20 protein-coding genes are annotated in these 23,224 nt (G+C 36.4%); 12 read left to right on the top strand and 8 right to left on the bottom strand.

Annotated elements, in window-relative coordinates:
- Nucleotides 1-73: 73 nt before the first annotated feature.
- The 3 genes from ASE74_RS05645 to ASE74_RS05635 are packed head-to-tail and all read left to right on the top strand — an operon-like array spanning nt 74 to nt 4,016.
- On the top strand, nt 74-1,135 hold the full coding sequence (locus ASE74_RS05645) for a UDP-glucose--hexose-1-phosphate uridylyltransferase (protein WP_082458659.1): 1,062 nt from the start codon (nt 74-76) through the stop codon (nt 1,133-1,135).
- 13 nt (nt 1,136-1,148) lie between these two features.
- Nucleotides 1,149-2,300 carry a galactokinase gene (locus ASE74_RS05640; protein ID WP_055905456.1) on the top strand — a complete coding sequence of 384 codons (1,152 nt, stop codon included), beginning with the start codon at nt 1,149-1,151 and terminating at the stop codon, nt 2,298-2,300.
- A 39-nt stretch (nt 2,301-2,339) separates the two neighbouring features.
- Nucleotides 2,340-4,016 carry a sodium/sugar symporter gene (locus tag ASE74_RS05635; protein ID WP_055905454.1) on the top strand — a complete coding sequence of 559 codons (1,677 nt, stop codon included), beginning with the start codon at nt 2,340-2,342 and terminating at the stop codon, nt 4,014-4,016.
- Nucleotides 4,017-4,152: 136 nt separating this feature from the next.
- Here the strand turns inward: ASE74_RS05635 and ASE74_RS05630 are convergent, their stop codons facing one another.
- Nucleotides 4,153-5,406, bottom strand: a complete 1,254-nt coding sequence (locus tag ASE74_RS05630; RefSeq protein WP_055905451.1) for a Na+/H+ antiporter — start codon at nt 5,404-5,406, stop codon at nt 4,153-4,155.
- Nucleotides 5,407-5,574: 168 nt separating this feature from the next.
- Complete coding sequence (locus ASE74_RS05625) at nt 5,575-5,889, bottom strand: RNA-binding protein (RefSeq protein WP_055905448.1); 315 nt, start codon at nt 5,887-5,889, stop codon at nt 5,575-5,577.
- A gap of 218 nt (nt 5,890-6,107) precedes the next feature.
- On the opposite strand from ASE74_RS05625, the gene ASE74_RS05620 reads away from it, so the two are divergent.
- The 4 genes from ASE74_RS05620 (at nt 6,108) to ASE74_RS05605 (ending at nt 12,410) form a co-directional block, all read left to right on the top strand.
- Nucleotides 6,108-8,093: a sialate O-acetylesterase gene (locus ASE74_RS05620; RefSeq protein WP_055905445.1), complete on the top strand. Its 1,986-nt coding sequence runs from the start codon at nt 6,108-6,110 to the stop codon at nt 8,091-8,093.
- A 113-nt stretch (nt 8,094-8,206) separates the two neighbouring features.
- The gene (locus tag ASE74_RS05615) at nt 8,207-8,599 is read left to right on the top strand and encodes a nuclear transport factor 2 family protein (RefSeq protein WP_055905442.1); all 393 of its coding nucleotides are present in this window, start codon (nt 8,207-8,209) and stop codon (nt 8,597-8,599) included.
- A gap of 359 nt (nt 8,600-8,958) precedes the next feature.
- The gene (locus ASE74_RS05610; RefSeq protein ID WP_055905439.1) at nt 8,959-11,472 is read left to right on the top strand and encodes a beta-L-arabinofuranosidase domain-containing protein; all 2,514 of its coding nucleotides are present in this window, start codon (nt 8,959-8,961) and stop codon (nt 11,470-11,472) included.
- A gap of 74 nt (nt 11,473-11,546) precedes the next feature.
- Entirely contained in the window at nt 11,547-12,410 is an 864-nt protein-coding gene (locus tag ASE74_RS05605; RefSeq protein ID WP_055905436.1) for an OmpA family protein, read from the top strand.
- A gap of 510 nt (nt 12,411-12,920) precedes the next feature.
- Here ASE74_RS05605 and ASE74_RS05600 read toward each other — a convergent pair.
- The gene (locus ASE74_RS05600) at nt 12,921-13,559 is read right to left on the bottom strand and encodes a ferritin-like domain-containing protein (RefSeq protein ID WP_082458658.1); all 639 of its coding nucleotides are present in this window, start codon (nt 13,557-13,559) and stop codon (nt 12,921-12,923) included.
- A gap of 145 nt (nt 13,560-13,704) precedes the next feature.
- Nucleotides 13,705-13,905 (bottom strand): DUF3606 domain-containing protein, encoded by a 201-nt coding sequence (locus ASE74_RS05595; protein ID WP_055905433.1) that lies wholly within the window; start codon nt 13,903-13,905, stop codon nt 13,705-13,707.
- Nucleotides 13,906-14,274: 369 nt separating this feature from the next.
- Between ASE74_RS05595 and ASE74_RS05590 the strand changes: the two genes are divergently transcribed.
- Nucleotides 14,275-14,496, top strand: a complete 222-nt coding sequence (locus tag ASE74_RS05590; RefSeq protein WP_055905431.1) for a cold shock domain-containing protein — start codon at nt 14,275-14,277, stop codon at nt 14,494-14,496.
- On the opposite strand, the gene ASE74_RS05585 is transcribed toward ASE74_RS05590, so the two are convergent.
- Nucleotides 14,480-16,345, bottom strand: a complete 1,866-nt coding sequence (locus ASE74_RS05585) for an ATP-binding protein (RefSeq protein ID WP_055905428.1) — start codon at nt 16,343-16,345, stop codon at nt 14,480-14,482. The two genes, ASE74_RS05590 and ASE74_RS05585, sit on opposite strands and share 17 nt — an antisense overlap.
- Before the next feature lie 263 nt (nt 16,346-16,608).
- Between ASE74_RS05585 and ASE74_RS05580 the strand changes: the two genes are divergently transcribed.
- The 3 genes from ASE74_RS05580 (at nt 16,609) to mtaB (ending at nt 19,746) form a co-directional block, all read left to right on the top strand.
- A complete protein-coding gene (locus ASE74_RS05580) occupies nt 16,609-17,256 on the top strand; it encodes a Crp/Fnr family transcriptional regulator (protein ID WP_055905424.1) in 648 nt (215 codons plus the stop codon).
- Between the two features lie 431 nt (nt 17,257-17,687).
- Nucleotides 17,688-18,257, top strand: a complete 570-nt coding sequence (locus tag ASE74_RS05575; protein ID WP_055905422.1) for a UbiX family flavin prenyltransferase — start codon at nt 17,688-17,690, stop codon at nt 18,255-18,257.
- 166 nt (nt 18,258-18,423) lie between these two features.
- Nucleotides 18,424-19,746 carry a tRNA (N(6)-L-threonylcarbamoyladenosine(37)-C(2))-methylthiotransferase MtaB gene (gene mtaB, locus ASE74_RS05570; protein ID WP_055905420.1) on the top strand — a complete coding sequence of 441 codons (1,323 nt, stop codon included), beginning with the start codon at nt 18,424-18,426 and terminating at the stop codon, nt 19,744-19,746.
- Between the two features lie 139 nt (nt 19,747-19,885).
- Here mtaB and ASE74_RS05565 read toward each other — a convergent pair whose 3' ends face one another.
- Entirely contained in the window at nt 19,886-20,488 is a 603-nt protein-coding gene (locus tag ASE74_RS05565; RefSeq protein WP_055905416.1) for a GIN domain-containing protein, read from the bottom strand.
- 268 nt (nt 20,489-20,756) lie between these two features.
- Here ASE74_RS05565 and ASE74_RS05560 point away from each other — a divergent pair, with 268 nt between their 5' ends.
- Entirely contained in the window at nt 20,757-21,113 is a 357-nt protein-coding gene (locus ASE74_RS05560) for a two-component system response regulator (RefSeq protein WP_055905413.1), read from the top strand.
- A 134-nt stretch (nt 21,114-21,247) separates the two neighbouring features.
- On the opposite strand, the gene ASE74_RS05555 is transcribed toward ASE74_RS05560, so the two are convergent.
- Together ASE74_RS05555 and ASE74_RS05550 are read right to left on the bottom strand one after the other, a co-directional pair.
- Nucleotides 21,248-22,552: an AarF/ABC1/UbiB kinase family protein gene (locus ASE74_RS05555; protein ID WP_055905410.1), complete on the bottom strand. Its 1,305-nt coding sequence runs from the start codon at nt 22,550-22,552 to the stop codon at nt 21,248-21,250.
- Nucleotides 22,553-22,559: 7 nt separating this feature from the next.
- Entirely contained in the window at nt 22,560-23,213 is a 654-nt protein-coding gene (locus ASE74_RS05550; RefSeq protein ID WP_055905407.1) for a TetR/AcrR family transcriptional regulator, read from the bottom strand.
- Nucleotides 23,214-23,224 lie beyond the last annotated feature (11 nt).

Genomic DNA, 23,224 nt, shown 5'->3' with positions numbered 1-23,224 from the left:
ATTTTATAATTTGGCGGCTTAGATGGGTTAAGCTAAGTGGCTTTCTTTTTTCTAACCAATTGAAAAATATAAAATGAACCAAACATTCGAACTCGATAGTAACCCGCATACCAGGTTAAATATATTAACTGGCGAAAGGGTATTAGTATCTCCACACCGCACTAAAAGACCATGGCAGGGTAAGGTTGAAGACATTACGCCTAATAACCGCCCAGAATATGATCCTAAATGTTATTTATGCCCGGGCAATGGCAGGGCAGATGGCGATAGCAATCCTGATTATACTGAAAGCTTTGTTTTTAACAATGATTTTGCTGCCCTGCTCGAAGATACTCCCGAAGGCAGGATGAACGAAGATGATTTGTTGGTAGCCACTAACCAGCGCGGCCTTTGCAGGGTAATCAGCTTTAGCCCTAAGCATAACTTAACACTCCCAGAAATGAGTGTAGAGGCGATAACTGCCGTGGTAAACGTTTGGCAGAATGAATTTAATAGCCTGGCCGAACATGAATGGATTAAATACATTCAAATTTTTGAAAATAAAGGCGAAATAATGGGTTGCAGTAATCCTCATCCACATGGCCAGATTTGGTCGCAGAGTGATATCCCTTTAGAAATTGCCAAAGAAACTGAGCGTCAGAAAACTTATTACGCCATCCATAGGAGGAGTTTGCTTGCCGACTATTTAAAGCTTGAACAAAAGAAAAATGAGCGCATTATATTCGAAAATGATCATTTTGCTGTATTGGTGCCTTTTTGGGCAGTTTGGCCATACGAAACCATGATTATCAGTAAACGTCATGTTAACAGCATTAAGCTTTTCACTGCTGACGAAAAGAAATCACTGGCCGAAGCAATTAAAATATTAACAACCAAATACGACAACCTTTTCGAAACCTCTTTCCCTTACTCGGCAGGTATGCACCAGGCACCTGTAAATAACGGTTATTACCCCGAATGGCACTGGCACATGCATTTTTATCCACCATTATTACGCTCGGCATCTGTTAAAAAATTTATGGTAGGTTATGAGATGCTGGCTAATCCACAGCGTGATATCACCCCCGAGTTTGCCGCCAACCGTTTAAAAGAAATGTCTACAATCCACTATAAAATCAGCAAGGCTGAAGACTAAAATTTATTAAATAATGAATGCACAACATTTAAAAAGTACATTTAAAAAACTTTTCAATGCCGAACCGATTTTGGTACGTTCGCCGGGAAGGATCAATATTATCGGTGAGCATACTGATTACAATGGCGGGTTTGTGATGCCGGCTGCGATTGATAAAGCCATTTATGTAGCCATATCTAAAAGAGAAGATGATGAAATCCATTTATTTTCAGAAAGTTACCAGGAATTTGATATTTCATCTGTAAAAAACCTGAAAAAATCCGAAAATAGCTGGGCCAATTATATCTTAGGGGTTGCCGATCAATTAAAAGAAAGAGGTTACCAGTTGGGTGGCTTTAACTATTACATTGATGGAGATGTGCCGCTGGGAGCAGGTTTATCCTCATCTGCAGCTGTAGAGTGTGCTACAGGATTTGCACTCGATCAGCTTTTTTCGCTTAACGTTCCGAAAATGGACATTGCTTTAATTGCACAAAAGGCAGAACAAACCTTTGCAGGCGTAAACTGTGGCATTATGGATCAGTTTGCATCTGTATTTGGTAAAAAAGATCAGGCGATTATGCTCGATTGCAGATCGATGAAACACATTTACATTCCGCTAAAATTAGATGGATATAAGCTTCTGCTCTTAAATACCAATGTAAAACATGCGCTTGCAGATTCTGCATACAATAAAAGAAGAGCACAATGCGAGCAGGGGGTGGCCTGGGTTAGGGAGCAATACCCAAATGTAAATACCTTAAGGGATGTTGATTTGAGCATGCTGGAAACACTTGTAAAACCAAAAGATTTAGAAGTGTATACCAAATGCAGCTTCGTGGTTAAAGAAATCGGCCGTTTGCTTACCGCTGCAGAACAGCTCGAAAACGGTAATTTAAAAGGTTTGGGTAACCTGATGTTTGAAACACATGAAGGTTTAAGCAAAGATTATGAAGTAAGCTGCAAAGAATTGGATTTTCTGGTAGAGGCTGTTAAACCGCTCGATTATGTGTTGGGTGCCAGGATGATGGGTGGCGGTTTTGGTGGTTGTACCATTAATATTGTTAAAGAAGAAAAAATTGACGAGCTTACAGAAGAACTAGCCGCTAAATATTTGTTGCAGTTTGGTTTAAAGCTTGATGCTTATACCGTACAAACCGATAATGGAACCAGTTTATACAATTAAATATAAAATAACTCAAGGTATACTAACCAAAATAAATCAATGAAAAACAATTTATTAGACACGAAAGATTACATTGTATTTGCAGTCTATTTCGTTATTGTAGCGGCTTACGGGCTCTACATTTACAATAAGAAAAAATCAGAATCCACAGGTTCCAAAGATTATTTTCTTGCAGAAGGTTCTTTAACATGGTGGGCCATTGGTGCATCGTTAATTGCATCAAATATCTCTGCAGAGCAGTTTATCGGAATGAGCGGTTCAGGCTTTAAAATGGGTTTAGCCATTGCAACTTACGAATGGATGGGCGCACTAACCTTAGTGGTGGTTGCGGTATTTTTCATTCCTGTATACCTCAAAAACAAAATTGCCACCATGCCGCAGTTTCTGCATCAGCGTTATAACGGTACCGTGGCTATGATTATGGCTGTGTTCTGGTTATTGCTGTATGTGGTGGTTAACCTTACCTCAATCCTTTATTTAGGTGCCTTGGCAGTAAGCAGTATTTCTGGTTTCGACCTTAACTTCTGTATGTATGCAATTGCAATTTTTGCCATTATCATTACCCTTGGCGGGATGAAAGTAATTGGTTATACAGATGTAATACAAGTGTTTTTCTTGATTTTAGGCGGCTTGGCAACAACTTACCTGGCTTTAAATCTTGTATCTACCCATTATGGCACAACTGGTATTTTTGAAGGTTATAGTTTAATGACTTCTAAAGCATCAGAACATTTTCACATGATTTTAAAGCCTGATAATGAGAATTATATAGATTTACCAGGATTAAGCGTATTGGTTGGCGGTATGTGGATTGTAAACCTGAATTATTGGGGCTGTAACCAGTACATCACACAACGTGCTTTAGGTGCCAATTTGGAAACTGCACGGGGTGGTATTCTTTTTGCCGCTTTCTTAAAACTGTTAATGCCAATTATTGTGGTATTGCCAGGTATTGCAGCATATGTTTTATATAAAGATGGTGCATTTCAATCCGAAATGATTCAGGGCGGTTCTGTAAATCCGGATCGTGCTTACCCGGTATTGTTAAACTTGCTTCCTGCCGGATTAAAAGGACTTTCGTTCGCTGCATTAACAGCTGCCGTTGTGGCTTCATTAGCTGGTAAGGCAAATAGTATTGCCACCATTTTTACTTTGGATATTTATAAAAAAGTTTTAAATGTAGAAGCTTCAGAAAAAAACCTGGTAACAACAGGAAAAATTTCTATTGTTGTGGCTATGTTTCTTGGTGTAATCATTGCACCATTTTTAGGGATTGATAAAAAAGGTGGTTTTCAATACATTCAGGAATATACAGGTTTTGTATCGCCTGGTATTTTTGCCATGTTTATTTTAGGTTTCTTCTGGAAAAGAGCAACATCAGGTGCTGCATTGTTTGCAACCATCGGTGGTTTCGGCTTATCTATTTTCCTTAAATTCCTCCCTAACATGGCCGATCTTTCTTGGTTGTCGAAATCAGGTTTCTCTGTTAAAAATGCAGCTGGCGTATACGAAATTCCATTTTTAGATCGTATGGGCTTCGTATTTATTTTCTGTATTGCAGGTATGTTCATCATCAGTATGGCCAGTAATAAAGCTAAAGCAGAGGAAAAAGGACTTGCAATTGATGCCAAAATGTTCAAAACATCAACCAGCTTTGCAGTAGGTGCACTATTGATTGTTGGCTTATTGGTTGCACTTTACAGTGTGTACTGGTAAACAATTGTTTAATATTTAGAAAAGGGATAAAATCAGAAGATTTTATCCCTTTTTATTTATGATCTTTCCGTAAGATGCTGAAATAGCTTTACAGTGAAATTTGAACTTGCCAGTTACTTTAGATTGTTAACAGCAATTACTTTTCCTCATCAGTAGCCAGCTTTTTAACCAACCAGGGTAAAGTAAGTCCTTGCCCGATTAGTGTAAAAAGTACCACCACCACCGATATAAATATAATGGCATTACGTTGCGGAAAAGCACTTCCATCAGCTAATGTTGCAGGTAATCCAATTGCAATGGCTAATGATACTATTCCGCGCATACCCGACCAGCTGATGATTAAACTATTTTTAAAATCCAATAATGCATCTTCGGTAATCCGGTGTTTCCCTTTCTGAAAAGCTTTTTGCAGATTAAACCTTTGCAGAAAAACACGGGCCATTCTCAGTAGTAAAGCCACAACAGTAATTACCAGCGAATAGCCGATATAAGGTAATATATCTCCACTGTTTATGTTTTTATATACATAAGGAAACTGCAATCCGATTAAGATAAAAATGAGTCCGTTCAATAAAAAGATAATGATGTCCCATATATTTTTCGATTGGTTTTTAAGCGCTTCAGGAAATACCATATTACTGAATCTCGATATGCCCAAACCCAGCATCACCACGGCAATTACTCCGGAAACATGTATTTCTTCTGCAATTAAATAGGTTACAAAAGGCATTAACAATAAAAAGCTAATGGTTGCCAGTCGGTTATCATGTATTCTTTCAATAATAAAAGCCAGTATTCTTGCCATTACTACACCCACTAAAAAGCCTCCAACCATTAAAATGGCAAATTCAAGCGATGCTTTCCAGAAAACGAAAGCGGTGCCGGTTACAGCAGCTACAGCAAAACGATATTCTACCAATGCAGAAGCATCATTTACCAAACTTTCGCCTTCCAGTATCGTATTCGTTTTGTGCGATAAACCTAAGCCCTTGGTGATACTCATGGCCGCAACAGCATCTGTAGCCGATAAAATAGCACCCAATACAAAAGATATCGGCCAGCTCATCCCAGGGATCATGTAATGTGCAACCACAGCAATGCCAATAGCGGTTATAAATACCAGTGTTATGGCCAGCGCAAATATGGTATTGATATTCGTTTTAAATTCCTTAAACGAAATGTTAAAAGCAGCATCGTAAAGCAATGGAGGTAAAAAAATCAGAAAAATAATTTCAGGATTAATATCAATAGGCGGTAAAGAGGGTATAAAACCAACGGCAATACCGGCAACAATCAATAAAATAGGATAGGGGATTTTAATGCGATCGGCAATGGATGAGAGGCCAATCATTACCGCTAAAATAAATATTACAATGGCATAATTTTCCATATCTGTTTATGTCGGTTGTTTAATCAGTATCAAAACAACAGGCACAAAATATACGTTTAGTATGGCAATACAAAGTTTTGGATCAAAAACTAATCAATAGAGGCAAATAAAGATCAGGAACTTCTGTATTATAGATGAAGAAATTTAAAATGACAACATGAAAAAAGATTAACGCTGTAACCTTGGTCTTTTACTTTTAAATGGTTGACTGCCTTGTGGTTTTGCTGTTTTGGCAGGAGTTTCTTCTTCAGAAATTTTAACTGTAATCACATTGCCTTTAAAAGTTTCCCCATTCAAGGTAGAAACAATATTTTTAGCATCGGGCAGGCTGTATATTTCAAGAAAAGCATAGCCCTTGCACTTTCCCGTTGATCTATCGCGAACAATTTTAATCGTTTCTACTCTACCGTGGAGGCTGGCCAGTATTGCCAAATCCATTTCTTGGATATTGTCCGGAAGGCCACCTATAAAAATCTTAACCATTTATGCTGTAATTTGAGAGAACGTCCGGTAGAATTGATCTTAAATCCAGAGCTGTTCTTTTAGACCTGCAAAATAAGCAAAATGATATTCTTACCCAAACTAATTGAATGAATTTTGATTCATTTTTATCATAAATCAATGATCAGCAGATATATGTATTGATGTTGAGCCACAGAAAATGTACATTCGCTTTCTAATCATCAAAAAATAGGTAATATATGAGCAACTATAGGTTAAAATCTGTAATTCTAATTGCGTTTCTAGTATTCAGTTCACAGTTTATACAAGCTAAAATTTTATTGCCTTCGGTTTTCAGTGATAACATGGTTTTGCAGCAAAAAACGAATGCAGCCATTTGGGGTAAAGCCACTGCTGGTAAAGCTGTTAAAATAAATGTATCATGGAATAAAGTAAATTATGGAACCATAACCGATGCCAACGGCAACTGGAAAATTAAAGTTGCAACGCCCGCTTACGGTGGCCCATACACCATCACCATTTCTGATGGCGAATTACTTGTGCTTAATAACGTACTAATTGGTGATGTTTGGATTTGCTCAGGCCAGTCTAATATGGAAATGCCCCTCGCCGGATGGGGTAAAATTCTTAATTATGAAAAAGAAATTGCCGATGCTAAATACCCAAATATCCGCTTGTTGCAGGCAGAGCACATTACCAGTAATGTTCCTTTGACTGATGCTAAAGTCGCAAATAATGGCTGGCAGGAATGTAGCCCCAAATACATTGCCGAATTTTCTTCTACAGCTTATTTCTTTGCCAGGGAAGTTTACGAAAAAACAAAAATTCCGATCGGATTGATACATACCTCCTGGGGAGGAACAATTGCCGAAGCCTGGACAAGTGCCGAATCACTTAAAAAAATGACCGATTTTTCTGCCGCAGTGGATAAGATTAAAGCAGAAGCTACAAATCCTTCAACTGTTTCTTACGAGGAAAAATTACAAAACTGGATTAAAATAACCACCGATAAAGATTCGGGATACCAGGCCGGACAGTTAAAATGGGCCGCCGCAGAAACCACCAATTGGAAAAACATGAATTTGCCAACCTTATGGGAAGATGCAGCACTTAAAAATTTCGATGGTATCGTATGGTTTAGCAAAACGATTACCATCCCTCAAAATTGGAAAACAAGTGGCATCAAATTGAGTTTAGGTGCCATTGATGATAATGATATCACCTTTGTTAATGGTGTAAAAGTTGGCGAAACAGCAGGATGGAACCTCGCCCGTACCTATACCATTCCTGCAGATTTACTTAAACCAGGGGAGAATATTATAACCGTAAGGGTTTTTGATAGCAGTGGTGGCGGTGGTATATATGGTGAAGCCAAAGAATTGAATTTAACCAATAATGCAGGAGATAAAATTTCATTAACCGGCGATTGGAAATATAAAGTTGGCCTTGATTTTAAAAATATAGAAGCAAAACCTTATGAAGACAATGGCCCTAATCGCCCAACCGTTTTGTATAACGCCATGTTGCACCCTTATCTCCAGTTTTCAATAAAAGGTGCCATTTGGTATCAGGGAGAAAGCAATGCCGATAGAGCTTATCAATACCGTGATTTGTTTCCTATAATGATTAAAGATTGGCGTCAGAAATGGGGGCAAGGCGATTTTCCATTTTATTTTGTGCAACTGGCTAACTTCATGCAGGTAGATAACATTCCGGTAGAATCGGCATGGGCCGAATTGAGAGAAGCACAGCAAAAAACACTGGCATTACCAAATACAGGTATGGCCACCATTATCGATATTGGCGAAGCAAAAGATATTCACCCTAAAAATAAGCAGGAAGTAGGCAGAAGATTGGGGTTAATTGCACTTGCTAAAACTTACGGACAAAAAAATAACTATTCAGGTCCTGTTTACCAAAGCAGTAAAACCGAGGGGAAACAGATTCGGTTGTCTTTTTTAAATACGCAAAACGGATTAAAGGCCGGTGGAGATAAAGAATTAACAGGTTTTGCCATTGCAGGGGCTGATAAAAAGTTTTATTGGGCAAAAGCAATCATTCAAGGCAACCAAGTAGTAGTGAGTAGCAGCCTGGTTGCAAATCCTGTAGCCGTCCGCTACGCCTGGGGAAATAATCCGATATCCAATCTTGTTAGTAACGATGGTTTGCCAGCTTCGCCATTTAGAACCGATACCTGGCAGGGCATTACCTTCGGAAAGAAATAATTTACCTAAAATTTGTGCAATTTGTGTGTGCAAATCCGTGTAATGCAGGCAATATTTAAAGTTCCATAATTCTTTGTGGCTTACTTTATACTTTTACTGCCTAACCGGAAATTATGCCAAACACTTTATCCGATCAGGAAACAATTCTTCTGATTGCCGAGCTTGAAGAAAAATTACTAGATGGGTTTAAAAAAACAGATCTGCCAACACTCGATTTGTTGTTTGCCGATGGAATGCTTTTTCATGATCAATATGGTAACGTACTGGATAAGGAAATGGATATGGAGGCTTATCGAACCGGTATGGTAAGGATCAATAAAATCGACGTATCCAGGCGCGAGATACGTGTTTTCGAATCCATAGTAATTGTTTCGGCATGCCTGTTTATAAAAGGAAGTTATTCTGATATTTTACTCAATGGCAAATACCAGTGGTTACGTGTTTGGGGGAAAGTGCGCGAAGAATGGAAAGTAATTTCGGCCAGCTGCACCAGCATTTCTGTATAAAAGATTAGCTAAAAAATAAGAACGGGGAATAACCAATGGCTACCCCCCGATTCTAAATTAACGCTCTCTAAATCTAATATAAAACTAATCTCATCTTCTACCAAACTCAGGGTTAGTTGCCGCTATAACTAGCCACAAACAAGAGGTAACATTGATGAATAAAGCATAATAGTTGTAAAATACTACCTAACTAACTGTGCAAATTATTTATTTAACCAATTGCGGTAATGAGCTGTTCAGCAAGGTTTTCAAGATCAGTATTTGATTGAGATTATTTAAAAGGTAGTTTAGTAAAACGTTTTATTATTCGTTCATAATGATTAGTTTTATGGCATAATGATCTAACCAATAATCCCTTTATGAAAAAAGTAGTAACCTCAATTTGTTTCTTGGTTTCCTGTATATCCATTAATACCTTAAAAGCACAAAATTTAACCGAATTTAATAAAACACCACTAAAACAAGGCGTTTATGTACAATTGCCAATAGGCAGCATAAAAGCCAAAGGATGGTTGTTAAAACAGCTTGAGCAACAAAGGGATGGGGCAACTGGTATGGCAGAAGAACTCTATCCGGAAAAAGATAATTTAGGAAAAGATTCTGATTGGCTCGGCGGAGATGGTAATGGATGGGAGCGTGTACCTTATTATGTTAAAGGTTTGGTGGCTTTAGCTTATACCTTAGATGATGCTGCCCTTAAAGCAAAGGCTCAAAAATATATCGAATGGACTTTAAATAGTCAGCAAACCAATGGATTGTTCGGCCCGCCAAAAATGAAAGATTGGTGGCCACGCATGCCAATGATGTATGCGCTGCAAAGTTATTACGAAGCTACAAGCGATAAAAGGGTAATTCCTTTTTTATCTAAATATTTTAAATACGAACTGGCAAATCTCGATGCCGATCCATTAAAAGAGTGGGGAAAATCCAGAGCTGGTGATAACATGGAAATTGCCATTTGGCTTTACAATAAAACTGGAGATCAGGACCTGTTAAAATTGGTAGAAAAATTAAAGCAGCAGGCTTACCCCTGGATCGATATTTACACCAATAATGAGTTTTACTTTTATGGTGATGATTTTCAGCCAAAACATATGGTAAATGTTGCTCAGGCATTAAAATTTCCAGTTGTTTACGCACAATTAGAGGATAATTTAACAAACCGGGATGCACTGGCCAAAGGCATAAAACACATTATGCACGATCATGGTCAACCAGAAGGCTTAGGTTCGGGAACAGAATTTTTAGCAGGCACCAGTAGTGTAGAAGGTGTAGAAACCTGCACAGTGGTAGAATGGATGCAAAGTTTGGAAACAGCTGCAAAAGTGCTTCATGATGCAAACATTGGCGATCAGTTGGAAAAAGTAGCTTTTAATGCCTTACCCGCTCAGTTCAGCAGAGATTTTAAAAATCATTCCTATTACACCCTGCCAAATCAGGTGCAAAGCGTGCATGGAGAACATGGTTTTAATCAGGATTATAGTTCCGGTGTTGTTTCCAGTCCCTATTCTGGTTATGGCTGTTGCCGTTATAATATGCACATGGGCTGGCCATACTTTGTTAAAAGTAGCGTGGTAGCAACACCCGATCATGGCCTTGCAATAATTACTTACGGACCAATGGAGATTGAAACGTTGGTTGCCGGAAATAAAAAAGTCAAAGTTACCGAAGAAACAAATTATCCTTTTGAAGAACAGATCAAACTAAAAATTAATCTTCAAACTTCAACAGCATTCCCGCTTATCTTAAGAATTCCGTCATGGAGTGTAAAACCAACAATTTCCTTAAATGGCAAAATACTAACTGGTATAAAAGCTGGAGAAATGTTTACAATTAACCGCCAATGGAAAGATCAGGATCAATTGACACTTGATTTTCCGATGGAAATCGCCTCGCAAAAACAGGTAAATAACTCGGTAAGTATCACACGTGGCCCTATTGTGTATGCACTCGAAATAAAAGCTTCAAATAATATTACCAAAACGCATCCTGTACCTGGTTTTACAGATTATGAAATACGGCCGGAATCAGCATGGAATTATGGTTTATCTTTAAGTAACGGCAACCTCAATCACGCAGTTAAAGTAGTAAGATCAACCATGACTGAAAATCCTTTTATTGCAACAAATTCTCCGGTAAAATTAAAAGTGATGGGTAAAAAAATTCCATCCTGGGGCATGGGTTACAATAAGGTTTCAGCCTTTGATGTGCCTTACAGCCCCGTTATATCAAATGAAAAGGATGAAGAAATTACCTTGGTACCTTATGGATCTGAAAATATCCGTTTGAGCTGTTTTCCGGTAATTGGTCAGCCTAAAAAATTGAATAAGAATTTAACAGAAAATTTTGAAAATGGAATGGCTTCTGATTGGGTTTTCTATGGTGGCGGTTGGTTCTGGAAAGATGGTCAGGTAAATTCAGCTTCAAATGCAGGTTCAGGCGGTTATGGCATAAACGGTGCTAAATATGTGGCCAATGGAACAGATTTTAAAGACTTTACCTACCAGGCCGATGTTAAAATTAATACTGCTGGCGATGCAGGCCTGATGTTCAGGGTTTCTAATCCGGCAATCGGTGCTGATGCCTATGAAGGTTATTATGTTGGCTTGAATCAACTTAATGGTACCGTACAAATAGGAAAGGCGAGCGATCAAAAATGGATTGTTCTGAACTCGGGAAAATACCCGGTTGAGATGAACAAAATGTATACTTTAAAGATAGTGGCCAAAGGGGATAAATTTGACGTTTTTATCAACGGATCAGCGAAACCAATACTATCTGCAACAGATGCCCAATACAAATCTGGCAGCATAGGTTTAAGAGCTTACAAAGCTTTGGCCAGCTTTGATTCTGTTAAGATTAACGCTTTTTAACACAACATAAACACGATAAAAAACATTGCGGCAAGGAATTTGTTAACGTATTATCAATAACTAAAAATAAAATTATGAAATTATACAAATCAATACCACTAATGCTCTTTGGAATTGCACTTGCAGCAGGTTGCGTAAGCAATAAAAAATATGCAGAGCTCCAGGATACTTATTCAAAACTGAGAGAAAGAAATCAGGAACTAAGCAATAAATATCAGGATAGCCAACGCGAATTAAGCGGCACCACTAGCAGAGTTAAAAGTTTAGAAGAGCAGATTGCTTCAGAAAAAGCCAATGTTACCGCTTTACAGGATGCGCTTAACAAATGTTTAAATTCGAGTAGCCAGGGGAATGTAAACATTTCTAAACTGGTTGATGAGATAAACAGTTCGAACAAGTACATTAAACAATTGGTAAATGCTAAAAATAAAAGCGACTCACTTAATATGGTGTTAACCAATAACTTAACCCGTTCGTTAAGTCGTGAAGAACTTGGAGATGTTGATGTTCAGGTACTTAAAGGTGTAGTTTACATCTCTTTGGCTGATAACATGTTATACAAATCTGGTAGCTATGAAGTATCTGATAAAGCAGGAGAAACCTTAAGTAAAATAGCCAAAATCATTAAAGATTACGATACTTATGATGTTTTAATCGAAGGTAACACAGATAATGTGCCGATTACCCAAACCAATATCCGCAACAACTGGGATTTAAGTGCTTTACGTGCTTCATCAGTTGTACAGGTATTACAAACAAAATATGCGGTTGACCCTAAGCGTTTAACAGCTGGCGGACGTGGAGAATTTAATCCGATTGCCGATAATGCAACAGCAGGAGGTAAGGCCAAAAACAGACGTACCCAAATTATTATTACGCCTAAGTTAGATCAGTTTATGGATCTGATTGGTAAAGCACCTGAGCAATCTCAAAAATAAATTTTAGATAAAAAACAAAAAAGGGTTGAAATTAATTTTTCAACCCTTTTTTGTTTATATAATATGTTGATTGATTTTTTTTTAAGTTATAATGGAACGCTGGTTGAAAGCAATTTTATAGCATTTTGTATTCCATACTTCTTTAAAACTTTTGGTTAAATTCAGTAGTTTAATTTGTTCTTTCCTATAGCTTTTTTAATCGTTTATACCATTAGATTGACGACTTTATTATGCTAAAACAAATAAATATTAAAGAAAATCGATATTTAGCCTAAAACATAGAAAGATACGTATACCAGATCTCGTTCTTCTTTCGTAATTATAATCATTTTTTCGAAAAAGAATAAACTTCATTGTGCATCCTGAATAAGACCTCGGAACACAAAAAAAGCAATCTGAAAACGATCGCTAGGAGCGTTATCTTCAAATTGCTTTCGGTATTGTAACAGCGAAAATTAGAATCGTTACTGTTATTCAATACAAATTATTTAAATGTGAAATAACAGTGTGTTATTCTGCAGCTGCTTCTTGATTGATGAAACTTTCAGCAATTTCTGTTAAAGTTACATCTGTAGCTTTTTCATTTTCTAAAGTTTGCGCCAATAAATCAGCCACTTCTGTATGGCCCATATTTTCAGCAAAAACTTTTAAGGTACCGTAAGTAGCAATTTCATAATGCTCTACTTTTTGCGCTGCTAAAATTAATCCAGCATCGCGAATCATTGTACCTTTTTCTGTTTCTTCAATAATTCCATTGGCCTCTTCCAATAATCCAGCCATGGCTTCGCATTTTTTCGCACTGGCTTTCTCGTCTAAAAGAGAGAATATCTGTACCAATGTTTCAATGTGGGTTTCAGTTTCTGCAGTATGTTTATCAAATGCAGCAGCCAATTCGCTACTGGTTGCAGCTTTTTTCATTTTAGGCAATGCTTTAGCCAAATGTTGTTCTGCCCAGTAAATATCTTTTAACTCATCTACAAAAAACTTGTGGAATTCAGAATCTTCCATTTTACCAGTTTTATTCTGAGGTTTTGTCGAAGATTTTAAATTTGCTGATGATGATTTTGTAGCAGCACCTGCTGTTTTGCTTGCTGCTGTCTTTGCTTTTGTAGCGGTAGACTTTGTGCTTGTTTTTGTTGTGGTTGCCATAATTCTATTTTTTATAGGTATTTGTATAAAGAACCATGACTTTTGATAAAAGGTTTAAACAATCTCATATAATAAAAAAAGCATCAACCAATGGCCAATGCTTCTGCGCAAATAAATACAATATTATAATGTAGTTTATAAAGAATTAAGAAATACTGATGGTTTGCTTTTGCTGATTTAAATAAGCAGTTACCTGGTTTAAAGTAATACATCTTGTTGCCCTTACTGCAGATTTAAGTGCTTCTGATGTTACTCCTAAACGGTCTGCCCAGTAATTACGGTCTGTTTCTTCAGATAATAAGATAATTTCTTCTTTAATGCTTGATGTTTGGTTGAGATTTTTCATAATTGGGATGATTAATTCGGTAAATAACAATACAAGCTCGTTTTTGTTTTATAAAAATAACTTTTTTTATTTAAAATAACAATATGTTAATCAGTTAGTTGCGTAATTCTTTGTTTTATACGCTTTTTGCGAATTATTTTATCCTTTAGTAATTATAAATCACCAAGGGATTCATATTTAATCACTTAATACAAACAATTTGCTGATCGGAAGTGTAAAGCATTAGAACAATAATTTTATACTTCATAATGGTTGACTGGAATTTTCGTAAAACGTTTTAATAGTACTAAAAGTTGTGCTTATTTTTATGCTGATGTATTTTTAATTCTACGAATTTTTAGTATAATTGTCCACTTTTTATAAAACCTTATGAATGATAGAAGAAACGGAAACGTTACACTGATCGATAATGAACGTGGCTATGGAGTTATTATTGATGCAAATGGCCAGGATATTCAATTTCTTTTAGCCGAAACCTTAGTTAACATCACTGTAAATTCGAAGGTAACTTTTGAAATTGTACTTACAAGAAACGGATTAATGGCTGCAAACGTAATACTTGATCAGGAATTGGTTAACCTTCGTTCGTAAGCATTTCTTCTACAGGCAAGCTAAATAAGAATGTAGAGCCTTGTCCAAATTTACTTTCCACCCATATTTTGCCTTTATGTCTTTCCATTACCTCGGCACAAATATATAAACCTACCCCAAAGCCCGCTATGGTTTGCGTACTTATGCTTTCTACGCGGTAAAAACGATCAAAAAGCTTAGGGATATCGCTTTCTTTAATTCCAATACCTTCATCTTCAACACTAATAATTGCTTCGCCTTTTTGTTTCTCGCACTTTATAGCAATTAACGATTCTTTTTTGGAGTATTTGGCAGCATTACTGATCAGGTTGTTAATCACATTGCCAATTTTTTCACGATCTGCATTCACAATAATCTCTTCCAAACCAACAACCTGTATAAAATGACTTGGTAAAATCACCCTGTTTTCTTCAGCTATAGTTTTGATAAGGTCTACCAGATCAAAATCCGTTTTATGCAGTAAAATTTTACCAGATTCTAGCAGTGATACATTTAAAAAACCATCTATCATCAGCGACATTCTTTTTAACTGCACATTTATCTTATCGAGCGTTTCAATCGTAAAAGAATTGTCGGTATCTTTTAATTTAAATTGTAAAAGCTGTACGTATGCACTTAAGGCTGTTAAAGGTGTTTTCAATTCATGACTTACCATGCCAATGAAGTCGTTTTTTCTAATCTCATCCTGTTTATGCTCAGTAATATCCAGCACAGCCCCAGCAATGTAAATGGCTTTGCCATCTTCATTATAATAGGCTTTACCTGCCGTTCTTAGCCATTTGGTTTTGGTATTGATACCATTTATATTAATCCGGTATTCTATATTAAAAGCTTTCCGATGGTGCAATGCATATCGGATTCCTCCGGTAAGTGCAGAAAAATCATCAGCGCTGATTAAAGCTTTAGCTTCTTCAATGCCTAAATTATTGCTTTCCAGCTCATAAATTTGTTGTGCCCTATCGGATAATAGCACTTTTCGGCTTTCAATATCTATATTCCAGGAGCCCATTTCTGATGCATCCATGGCTATTTTGAGGATATCTTTCGCCTTAAGCAACTCTTTTTTAAAATTTACCTGTTCTGTAATGTCCTTAATAATGACTAAAATTCTGGTTACTTCATTTTTGTCGTTTTTTAAAGGTTGGTACATAGCAATAAAAAAGCCATCAGTAAGTGCCGTTGCAATCTTCAACTCATTTAAAACCAGGGGCTCACCAGTTTTAAAAATGCCTTTAACACGGTTCAATAGCGATTTTTGTAAACCTAATTCAGGCCTGGCTTCAACTTGGGGTATACCGATGATTTCTTTTCTTGTTTTTCCCCAAAGTTTTAAAATATTATCATTCGCATATTCAGTTACAAGCTCTTTACCTCGCAACACACACATGCCTAAAGGTGCCTGCTCAAAAAAACCTCTAAACCTGGCTTCACTTTCTGATAGCTCCAGTAAAATCTGTTCAATGCCGTTTTCATTCGTTGGTATTTCTTTTAATGAGCAGATGATGTACTCAATAGGCTGGTTGCTTTGTAAAACGGGGGAGAATGTCAGTTCCCAATTTACATTCGGCGAATTGGAATAAATGGGATGGATAATCAGGTTTGCCTCTTCCTTTCGTTCGCTAACCTGATTCACAGTTTCAATCAACAACTCTTTTTCCTGATCGGATATGAGGTTGGGAATAATATTGATATCATAAAAAGCTAAATCCACTCCAATCCGCGCTATTAAATTCCGGTAGGCATCATTATGCTCAACAACTACAAGAATTGGTTTTATCTTAAATATAATGATCGGCGATTTAGAATGCTTTAATAGTGCTTTTAAAAAAGAGGAAGTTAAATCGATCATAAATTTAAGTGGCGCTTACCCAAATATACTTCTTAAGACTTTAATTGCCAACCCGTTTGCTGTAATTGTATAACATTTATACTACAAAAACGTCTAACACATGCTATAGGGGCGTGTTTTGCTAGAAATTGCACGCTACTTCAACTAAGAAAAGGTTTTTCACAAAACATTTTCGTTTATTTTACTGTTCAAAAAATAGGGTAGATAGTATTTTCGTTTGCCACCAAACGGTGGCTGTTTGCAGTTACATTTTAGATAAGCTTATGAGTCCCGAAAACATTTATACAGAAGATAAATGGTTGCCATTTAATGGATACTCCCCATTAATCAGGGTTTATAGATCATTTCATGATTTAACGCCAGAGATAGAGTTCATCATCAACAACCATACTTTTCCTGTAAGTTTTAAAAAGAATAAATTTATTTCATCTCCGCTACACCGCGATAAATACACCTACCTGTTGTTAAATGGTGTTGCCAGGGGTTATATGAAAGATGATGACAAAGAAATTACGACCTGGATTGCCAAGGAAAATGAATTTGTAGGCAACATCAGCAATTTTTGGGATGAAGCTTTGCCAAGTGAAGAATATGTGCAGGCCATTGAAGATGTGGTTGCAATTGCGGTGCCTTACAGCATGTCGAAGCAGTTATACCTCAATCACCATATTGCCAATTATGTGAGCCGGAAAATGACACAACTCCATTATCTGCAAGCCTGTGAGCGGGCATTAATTTCGAGGTTGCAATCAGCCGAAAAACGATACCTACGTTTTGTGAAATCTTACCCTGATCTGATCAATAGAGTGCCATTAAAATACATTGCTTCTTTTTTATGCATGAGGTTAGAAACGTTGAGCCGAATCAGATCTAAACTGGCTTCCGGTACGAGTGCTTTATCTCCGTCTTAACAAATATTCAATGAATTTTAACATCGATAATTTTTAATTTACTGTTATTTTAATAACAAATAATTGTAAAGGCAATTGCTCAAATTACAGAACAAATCATTAGGTGTATTGCCTTATTGAGTAAAAGTGACTGATTTGTAAGACATATTTTTTGATAATGTTTTATAAAATCAAGCTTTTTTTACACGAAAATCAGTTTTTTGACATTTTTCGCGAAAATTATTTACCTGTATTTCAGTGTGTTATATTTAGTATTTGATTTATGTCCGTCATTTACACGATTTAACACTTCTCACTTATATTTTTTTAAAAATTTATATATATTTGTTCTTACCCTTTCGAGGGTATGTTTTTCATAGGTAGATGTAGGGTCAGAACAATGTTCTGGCCCTTTTTTATTTAGTATCTTTCAGAAAACCTATTTTTGTATGATGATAAAAAAGAAAGTGATTGTTGCGGTTACCGGGGCTAGCGGTTCGATATATGCAAAGGTGTTATTTGGACAGTTATTGAAACTTAAAGACCAGATTGAAGCAGTAGGGGTAGTAATGAGCGACAATGCTAAAGAAGTATGGAAATTTGAACTTGGAAACCAGGATTATGACCAATTCAGTGATTTTACTTTCTACAATAAAAATGATTTTAATGCCCCTTTCGCATCAGGATCTGCAAAATATGATACGATGATTATCGTTCCATGCTCTATGGGTACGCTAGGGCGTATTGCACATGGTATTTCCAACGATTTGATCTCCAGGGCTGCTGATGTAATATTAAAAGAGCGTAGAAAGTTAATTGCTGTGGTTAGAGATACACCTTTTAGTTTAATCCATATCAATAATATGAAAACTATTACCGAGGCAGGCGGAATAATATGTCCTGCAAATCCTTCTTTTTACAGTTTACCCAAAAGCATTGAAGATGTAGCCGGAACAGTTGTGAGCAGGGTATTGGATTTAGCCGGCTTTGAGCAGGAAAGTTACCGCTGGCAGGAAAATTAGCTGGGCGTATTGAGTTGTATCTCAGCTGTAAGTTAATCCATTTAGGAAGTTTTTAAGCTCTAAACGCTCAAATCTAAACCTATCTTTTGTTAATTCACTGTAATATGTGCGGTATAACTGCCGCAAACTCCCAACTCCAAACAAATTTCTTATCTTTGCAACCTCAATGAAAAAGGTCGCATTTTATACATTAGGTTGTAAACTCAATTTCTCAGAAACTTCAACCATTGGTAGGTTATTTACTGATGCAGGATATGCTGTAGTAGAGTTTCAGGATCAGGCTGATGTTTATGTGATCAATACTTGCTCGGTAACCGAACACGCAGATAAAAAATGCCGTAAAGTTGTTAAAGAAGCATTAAAATATTCTCCTAACGCTTTTGTAACCATAGTAGGATGCTACGCACAGTTAAAACCACAGGAAATTGCCGAAATAGAAGGCGTTGATATGGTTTTAGGTGCTGCAGAAAAATTCAGGATTGTTGAGTATATTACCGATTTAACAAAACAACCTAAAGCGGTTGTTCATCAGCAAAATATAGAAAAAGTAAACCACAATTTTATTGCTTCTTATTCTATTGGCGATAGAACCCGTACTTTTTTGAAAGTACAGGATGGTTGCGATTATCCATGTACCTATTGTACCATTCCGTTGGCCCGTGGCGCAAGCCGTAGCGATACCATCGAAAATGTGGTGAACCGGGCAAAAATGATTGCCCAAAGCGGTGTAAAGGAAATTGTGTTAACAGGGGTAAACCTGGGAGATTTTGGGATTCGTAATGGCCAGCGGGAAGATAAATTTTTCGACCTTGTTAAAGCTTTGGATGAGGTTGAAGGAATTGAAAGAATCCGTATTTCATCAATTGAGCCTAATCTCTTAAGTAATGAAATCATTCAATTTGTGGCTACATCAAAAAGATTTGTTCCACATTTTCATATTCCTTTACAATCAGGTTCTGATAAAATTTTAGGTTTAATGCGCCGTCGGTACCGTACCGATTTATATGTAGAGCGTGTTGCTAAAATTAAAGAGGTAATGCCACACTGCTGTATTGGTGTAGATGTTATCGTTGGATTTCCTGGCGAAACCAAAGAGGATTTCCTGGATACTTACCAGTTTTTAAACCAACTTGATATTTCTTATTTGCATGTATTTACCTATTCAGAACGTGAACTTACCGCTGCTGCCGAAATGAAAGGTGTTGTTGCCGGTAGCGTACGCAATGAACGGAGTAAAATGCTCCATATCTTATCTGATAAAAAACGCAGGGCTTTCTACCAATCGCAAATTGGCACTGAAGGTGAAGTGCTTTTCGAAGCTGATCAAAAATCAGGTTACATGCATGGATTTACAAAAAACTATGTAAAAGTTCGTGCTAAATACGATCCGGTGATGGTAAATGAACTAAAAGCAGTAAAGCTTTTGGAAATTACTGCCGATGGCGAAGTAGAAGTTGCCGAATTGGAAACCGCTTACGCACATCACTAGCCTTATTTTGCTTCAATAAGCTTTTTAATTGTAGGCCATCTTTGGTTTTGTGAATATTACTTCAAAATCATTATCTGTAAAAAAATAAAAGGCTTTCTGATCTGATCAGAAAGCCTTATTTCATTTGTGTGTTTTAATGTTATTTAATTGAGGCAATCTCTTTTTCTACCGCAACAGTTTCTATCGAACTGATGTTGGTTTTTAAAGCTGCAAACCTATCAATGGTTAATTTTTGCGAGTTGCCCATCACCAATGAATGGTTATCGGTAGAGCCGCTTAATTTTAAATCTGCATTTTCTGCAATTACAGTATATAAACCTTCAGTGCTGGTATTGATTTCTGCATGGGCATTTCCTTTTAAAAAGATTTGAAGATATTTTGTAGTTAATTTTCCTTCAGTTTTAACAACGGCATTTTCTGATGCTTCAATTCTGTAGAAGTCGTTTACATAAATTGTAAGTTTTACTTTTTCAATGCTTGTTGAAGTAATTTTTAAATTGTCTCCATCTTGCATCACTTTAGCAGTTCCGGTATTGTCATCATTATAAGCAACACCGATAGCATTTCTCTGTATAATGGTTAGCTCGATATTTCCTTTTACAGAAACTCTTTTAAAAGCGGCAATTTTGATAATGTTTTCAGGATCTTTTTCTCTTGCTGATACACTTGTGGTAAATGCAGCTGAAGTAAGAACGATTGCTGTTAATGAAGTTGCGATTAGGGTTTTGAATGAGGTTTTCATAATATCTTTATTTAAAAATTAAATGTTAATTAATTGTTATTTAAATGTTTAAGTGTTTTTGTTTAAGTTTTGTAGATAAGACGCCATGAAATGAAAAACGTTGCAGCCCATATTGCATTATTATACAACCGATAACTAATAGTCGACGAACAGGCATTAATTCAAGACAAAACTTGAAATTTTCTTTTCCAATTGTAAAATATTTTAAGAAGCATTCCAGGATTCTAGTTTTTCTTTATCTTTAACAAGATTTTAGTCTGTTTTATTTATGAAGAAAAAGGTTGTACTTGTTCAGGATAATAAAGATATCCTTGATATAATGGACCAGGTATTGGAAGAAGAAGGTTTTGATGTTACAGCATCACTTACCACTGAACCGATAGACAATATAGATAGAATAGATCCAGACCTGGTTATAGTAGATGACCACATCAAAGGAAGAAAAAAAGGTTCGGAAGTAATTAAAGCATTAAAATCTGATCCCGATACTGAAGATGTATCTGCCGTATTAACCTCTACATCCAATAATCTCCCACAGCAGGCTGAAGATTGCAAAGCTGATGATTATATCGAAAAACCATTTGATATCGACCATATGGTAGAAGTGGTAAAGAAAAACGCTTAACAAAATACAATCATTTCCTATACCAGATAGTGAGGTGCTGGTAGTAACATTGAGGGACCGCTTAAAAGAGATTTTTCTGAATAATAGATCATCGTCATTCCCAATTACTCGAGAATGACGATTTATATTTCTTTTTAAAGATTAACATGTGGTTTAAAAGTATCTGTTTTAACAGTTGCTTTCAATTCATGTAATATGGTATATAAACCAAAGTTGGTGCGGTTTACATAAATAAAGTGTTTTACGCCACGGGCTTGCTTAAACTCAGGCATTTTGGAAATCTTTTCACCATAAATATACAGTTGCTCGAAGAAATCAGGTTTGCTAAAATCAAAAGATTCACTGATATATGGTTTTGCAAACAGGCTGATCATTTCCTTGTATGATTTGTGGTAAAATTCTACTTGTTCGGGAGTATCATCTGTATGAATCATATCCAGTTTTCTAAAGGCATCAACCGTTTTGTTTTTATCGTTAATCACATCAGTAGAAATTAATGCGAAAAATGGATAGTAAAAATCATCAGGTAGCTCTTTAATACATCCAAAATCGATTACGCCAAGGTTTTCATCAGGGGTAATAATAAAATTTCCCGGATGTGGATCGGCATGTACTGCCCTGAGTTCGTGTTGTTGAAAATTATAAAAATCCCAAAGGGCCTGGCCAATTATGTTCCTCAATTCCTGCGAAGGATTTGTTTGTAAAAACTCTTTTAAATGGAGCCCTTCAATCCAGTCCATGGTAATAATCCGTTTTCCTGATAGCTCTGGATAATATTTTGGAAATACAACGTGATTGAGGTTTTTGCAGGCTTCAGAAAATTCAATGGAGCGTTTAACTTCCAGTTCATAATCTGTTTCTTCCAATAAACGTTCTTCAACTTCTTTAATGTAAACATTTAATTCCCTTTCAGACATGCCGAGTAAACGGAATGCGAAAGGTTTTACCAGCTTCAAATCAGAAGAAATACTGTCGCCAACCCCTGGGTATTGAATTTTTATTGCAAGTTTTTTTCCATTTAGCATGGCTTGATGAACCTGGCCAATTGAGGCGGCATTGCTCGAAATAAGGTTAAAACTATCGTAAATATCTTCAGGTGTTTTGCCGAAATTTTTGGTAAATGTGCGTACAATTAAAGGACCAGAAAGGGGTGGGGCATTGTACTGCGATTGCGTAAATTTATCAACGTAAGATTTTGGCAGGATATTTTTATCCATGCTCAGCATCTGTGCAATTTTTAAAGCACTTCCTTTTAGTTCGCTTAGCGATTTATAAATATCGGTTGCATTATCCTCATTCAACTGATCGCGATCCATATCCGGATTGAACAGTTTTTTTGAATAATGTTTTATGTAATTGCCCCCGATTTGGATTCCTGTTTTAACAAATTTTGCAGAGCGTTCTACTTTCGTGGTAGGAATACTTTTTTGTGTCTTCATTTATCGTTTAAAACCTCATCTTATCTGCAAACTTTCCATTTCTAGATAAAAACTTGCCGTATTCTAGTAAATTGTCAATTGGCGAATGCTGAAAAAGATCAAAAGTTACGTTAATGCCTTTTTCTATTGCTTCGTCACTTTTTTCAAAACCTTCACTGTCATCGTTAATCCAGAAATTAACAATAAAAGCAAATTGGATCCATAAGGCATCTTTATATCTTTTGCTTAAAAAACGGCGTTCAGCAAGTTCTCCGCTATCTAAACCTTCTTCAATAATCTCCTGTGCAAAGTTTTCAAAAATGGGTTTTACACCGGCTAAAACATCAGGGGTTGCAAATTTACCACGGTGATTTTTTAAACTGTAAATAATAAAACTGCGTTGATTTTTAAGGTTTTCCAGGTAACTGTAAAAGAAAGAAAGCATTTTTTCTCTTGCTGTATATTGGAGCCAAACTTCCTGTTCTTTTATTTTGCTGATGGTTTCAAACGTAAGCTCAAACCAAATGGTTTTTTCTATGCTTTCAAAAGAAGAGAAGAATTGATAAAAATCCGCTTCGGTAATTTTAATTTTCTTTGCGAAAACATAAACCGATTTTGGTTTTTCATTGTTGCTTAATACATAATCTAAATATGCATTTCTTATTTGTTGAGCTGTTGCCATAGCTGTTTTTT

It is taken from the genome of Pedobacter sp. Leaf216 (assembly GCF_001421515.1).
Classification (GTDB): Bacteria; Bacteroidota; Bacteroidia; order Sphingobacteriales; family Sphingobacteriaceae; genus Pedobacter.
This window is presented reverse-complemented; position numbering and strand designations above follow the sequence as displayed.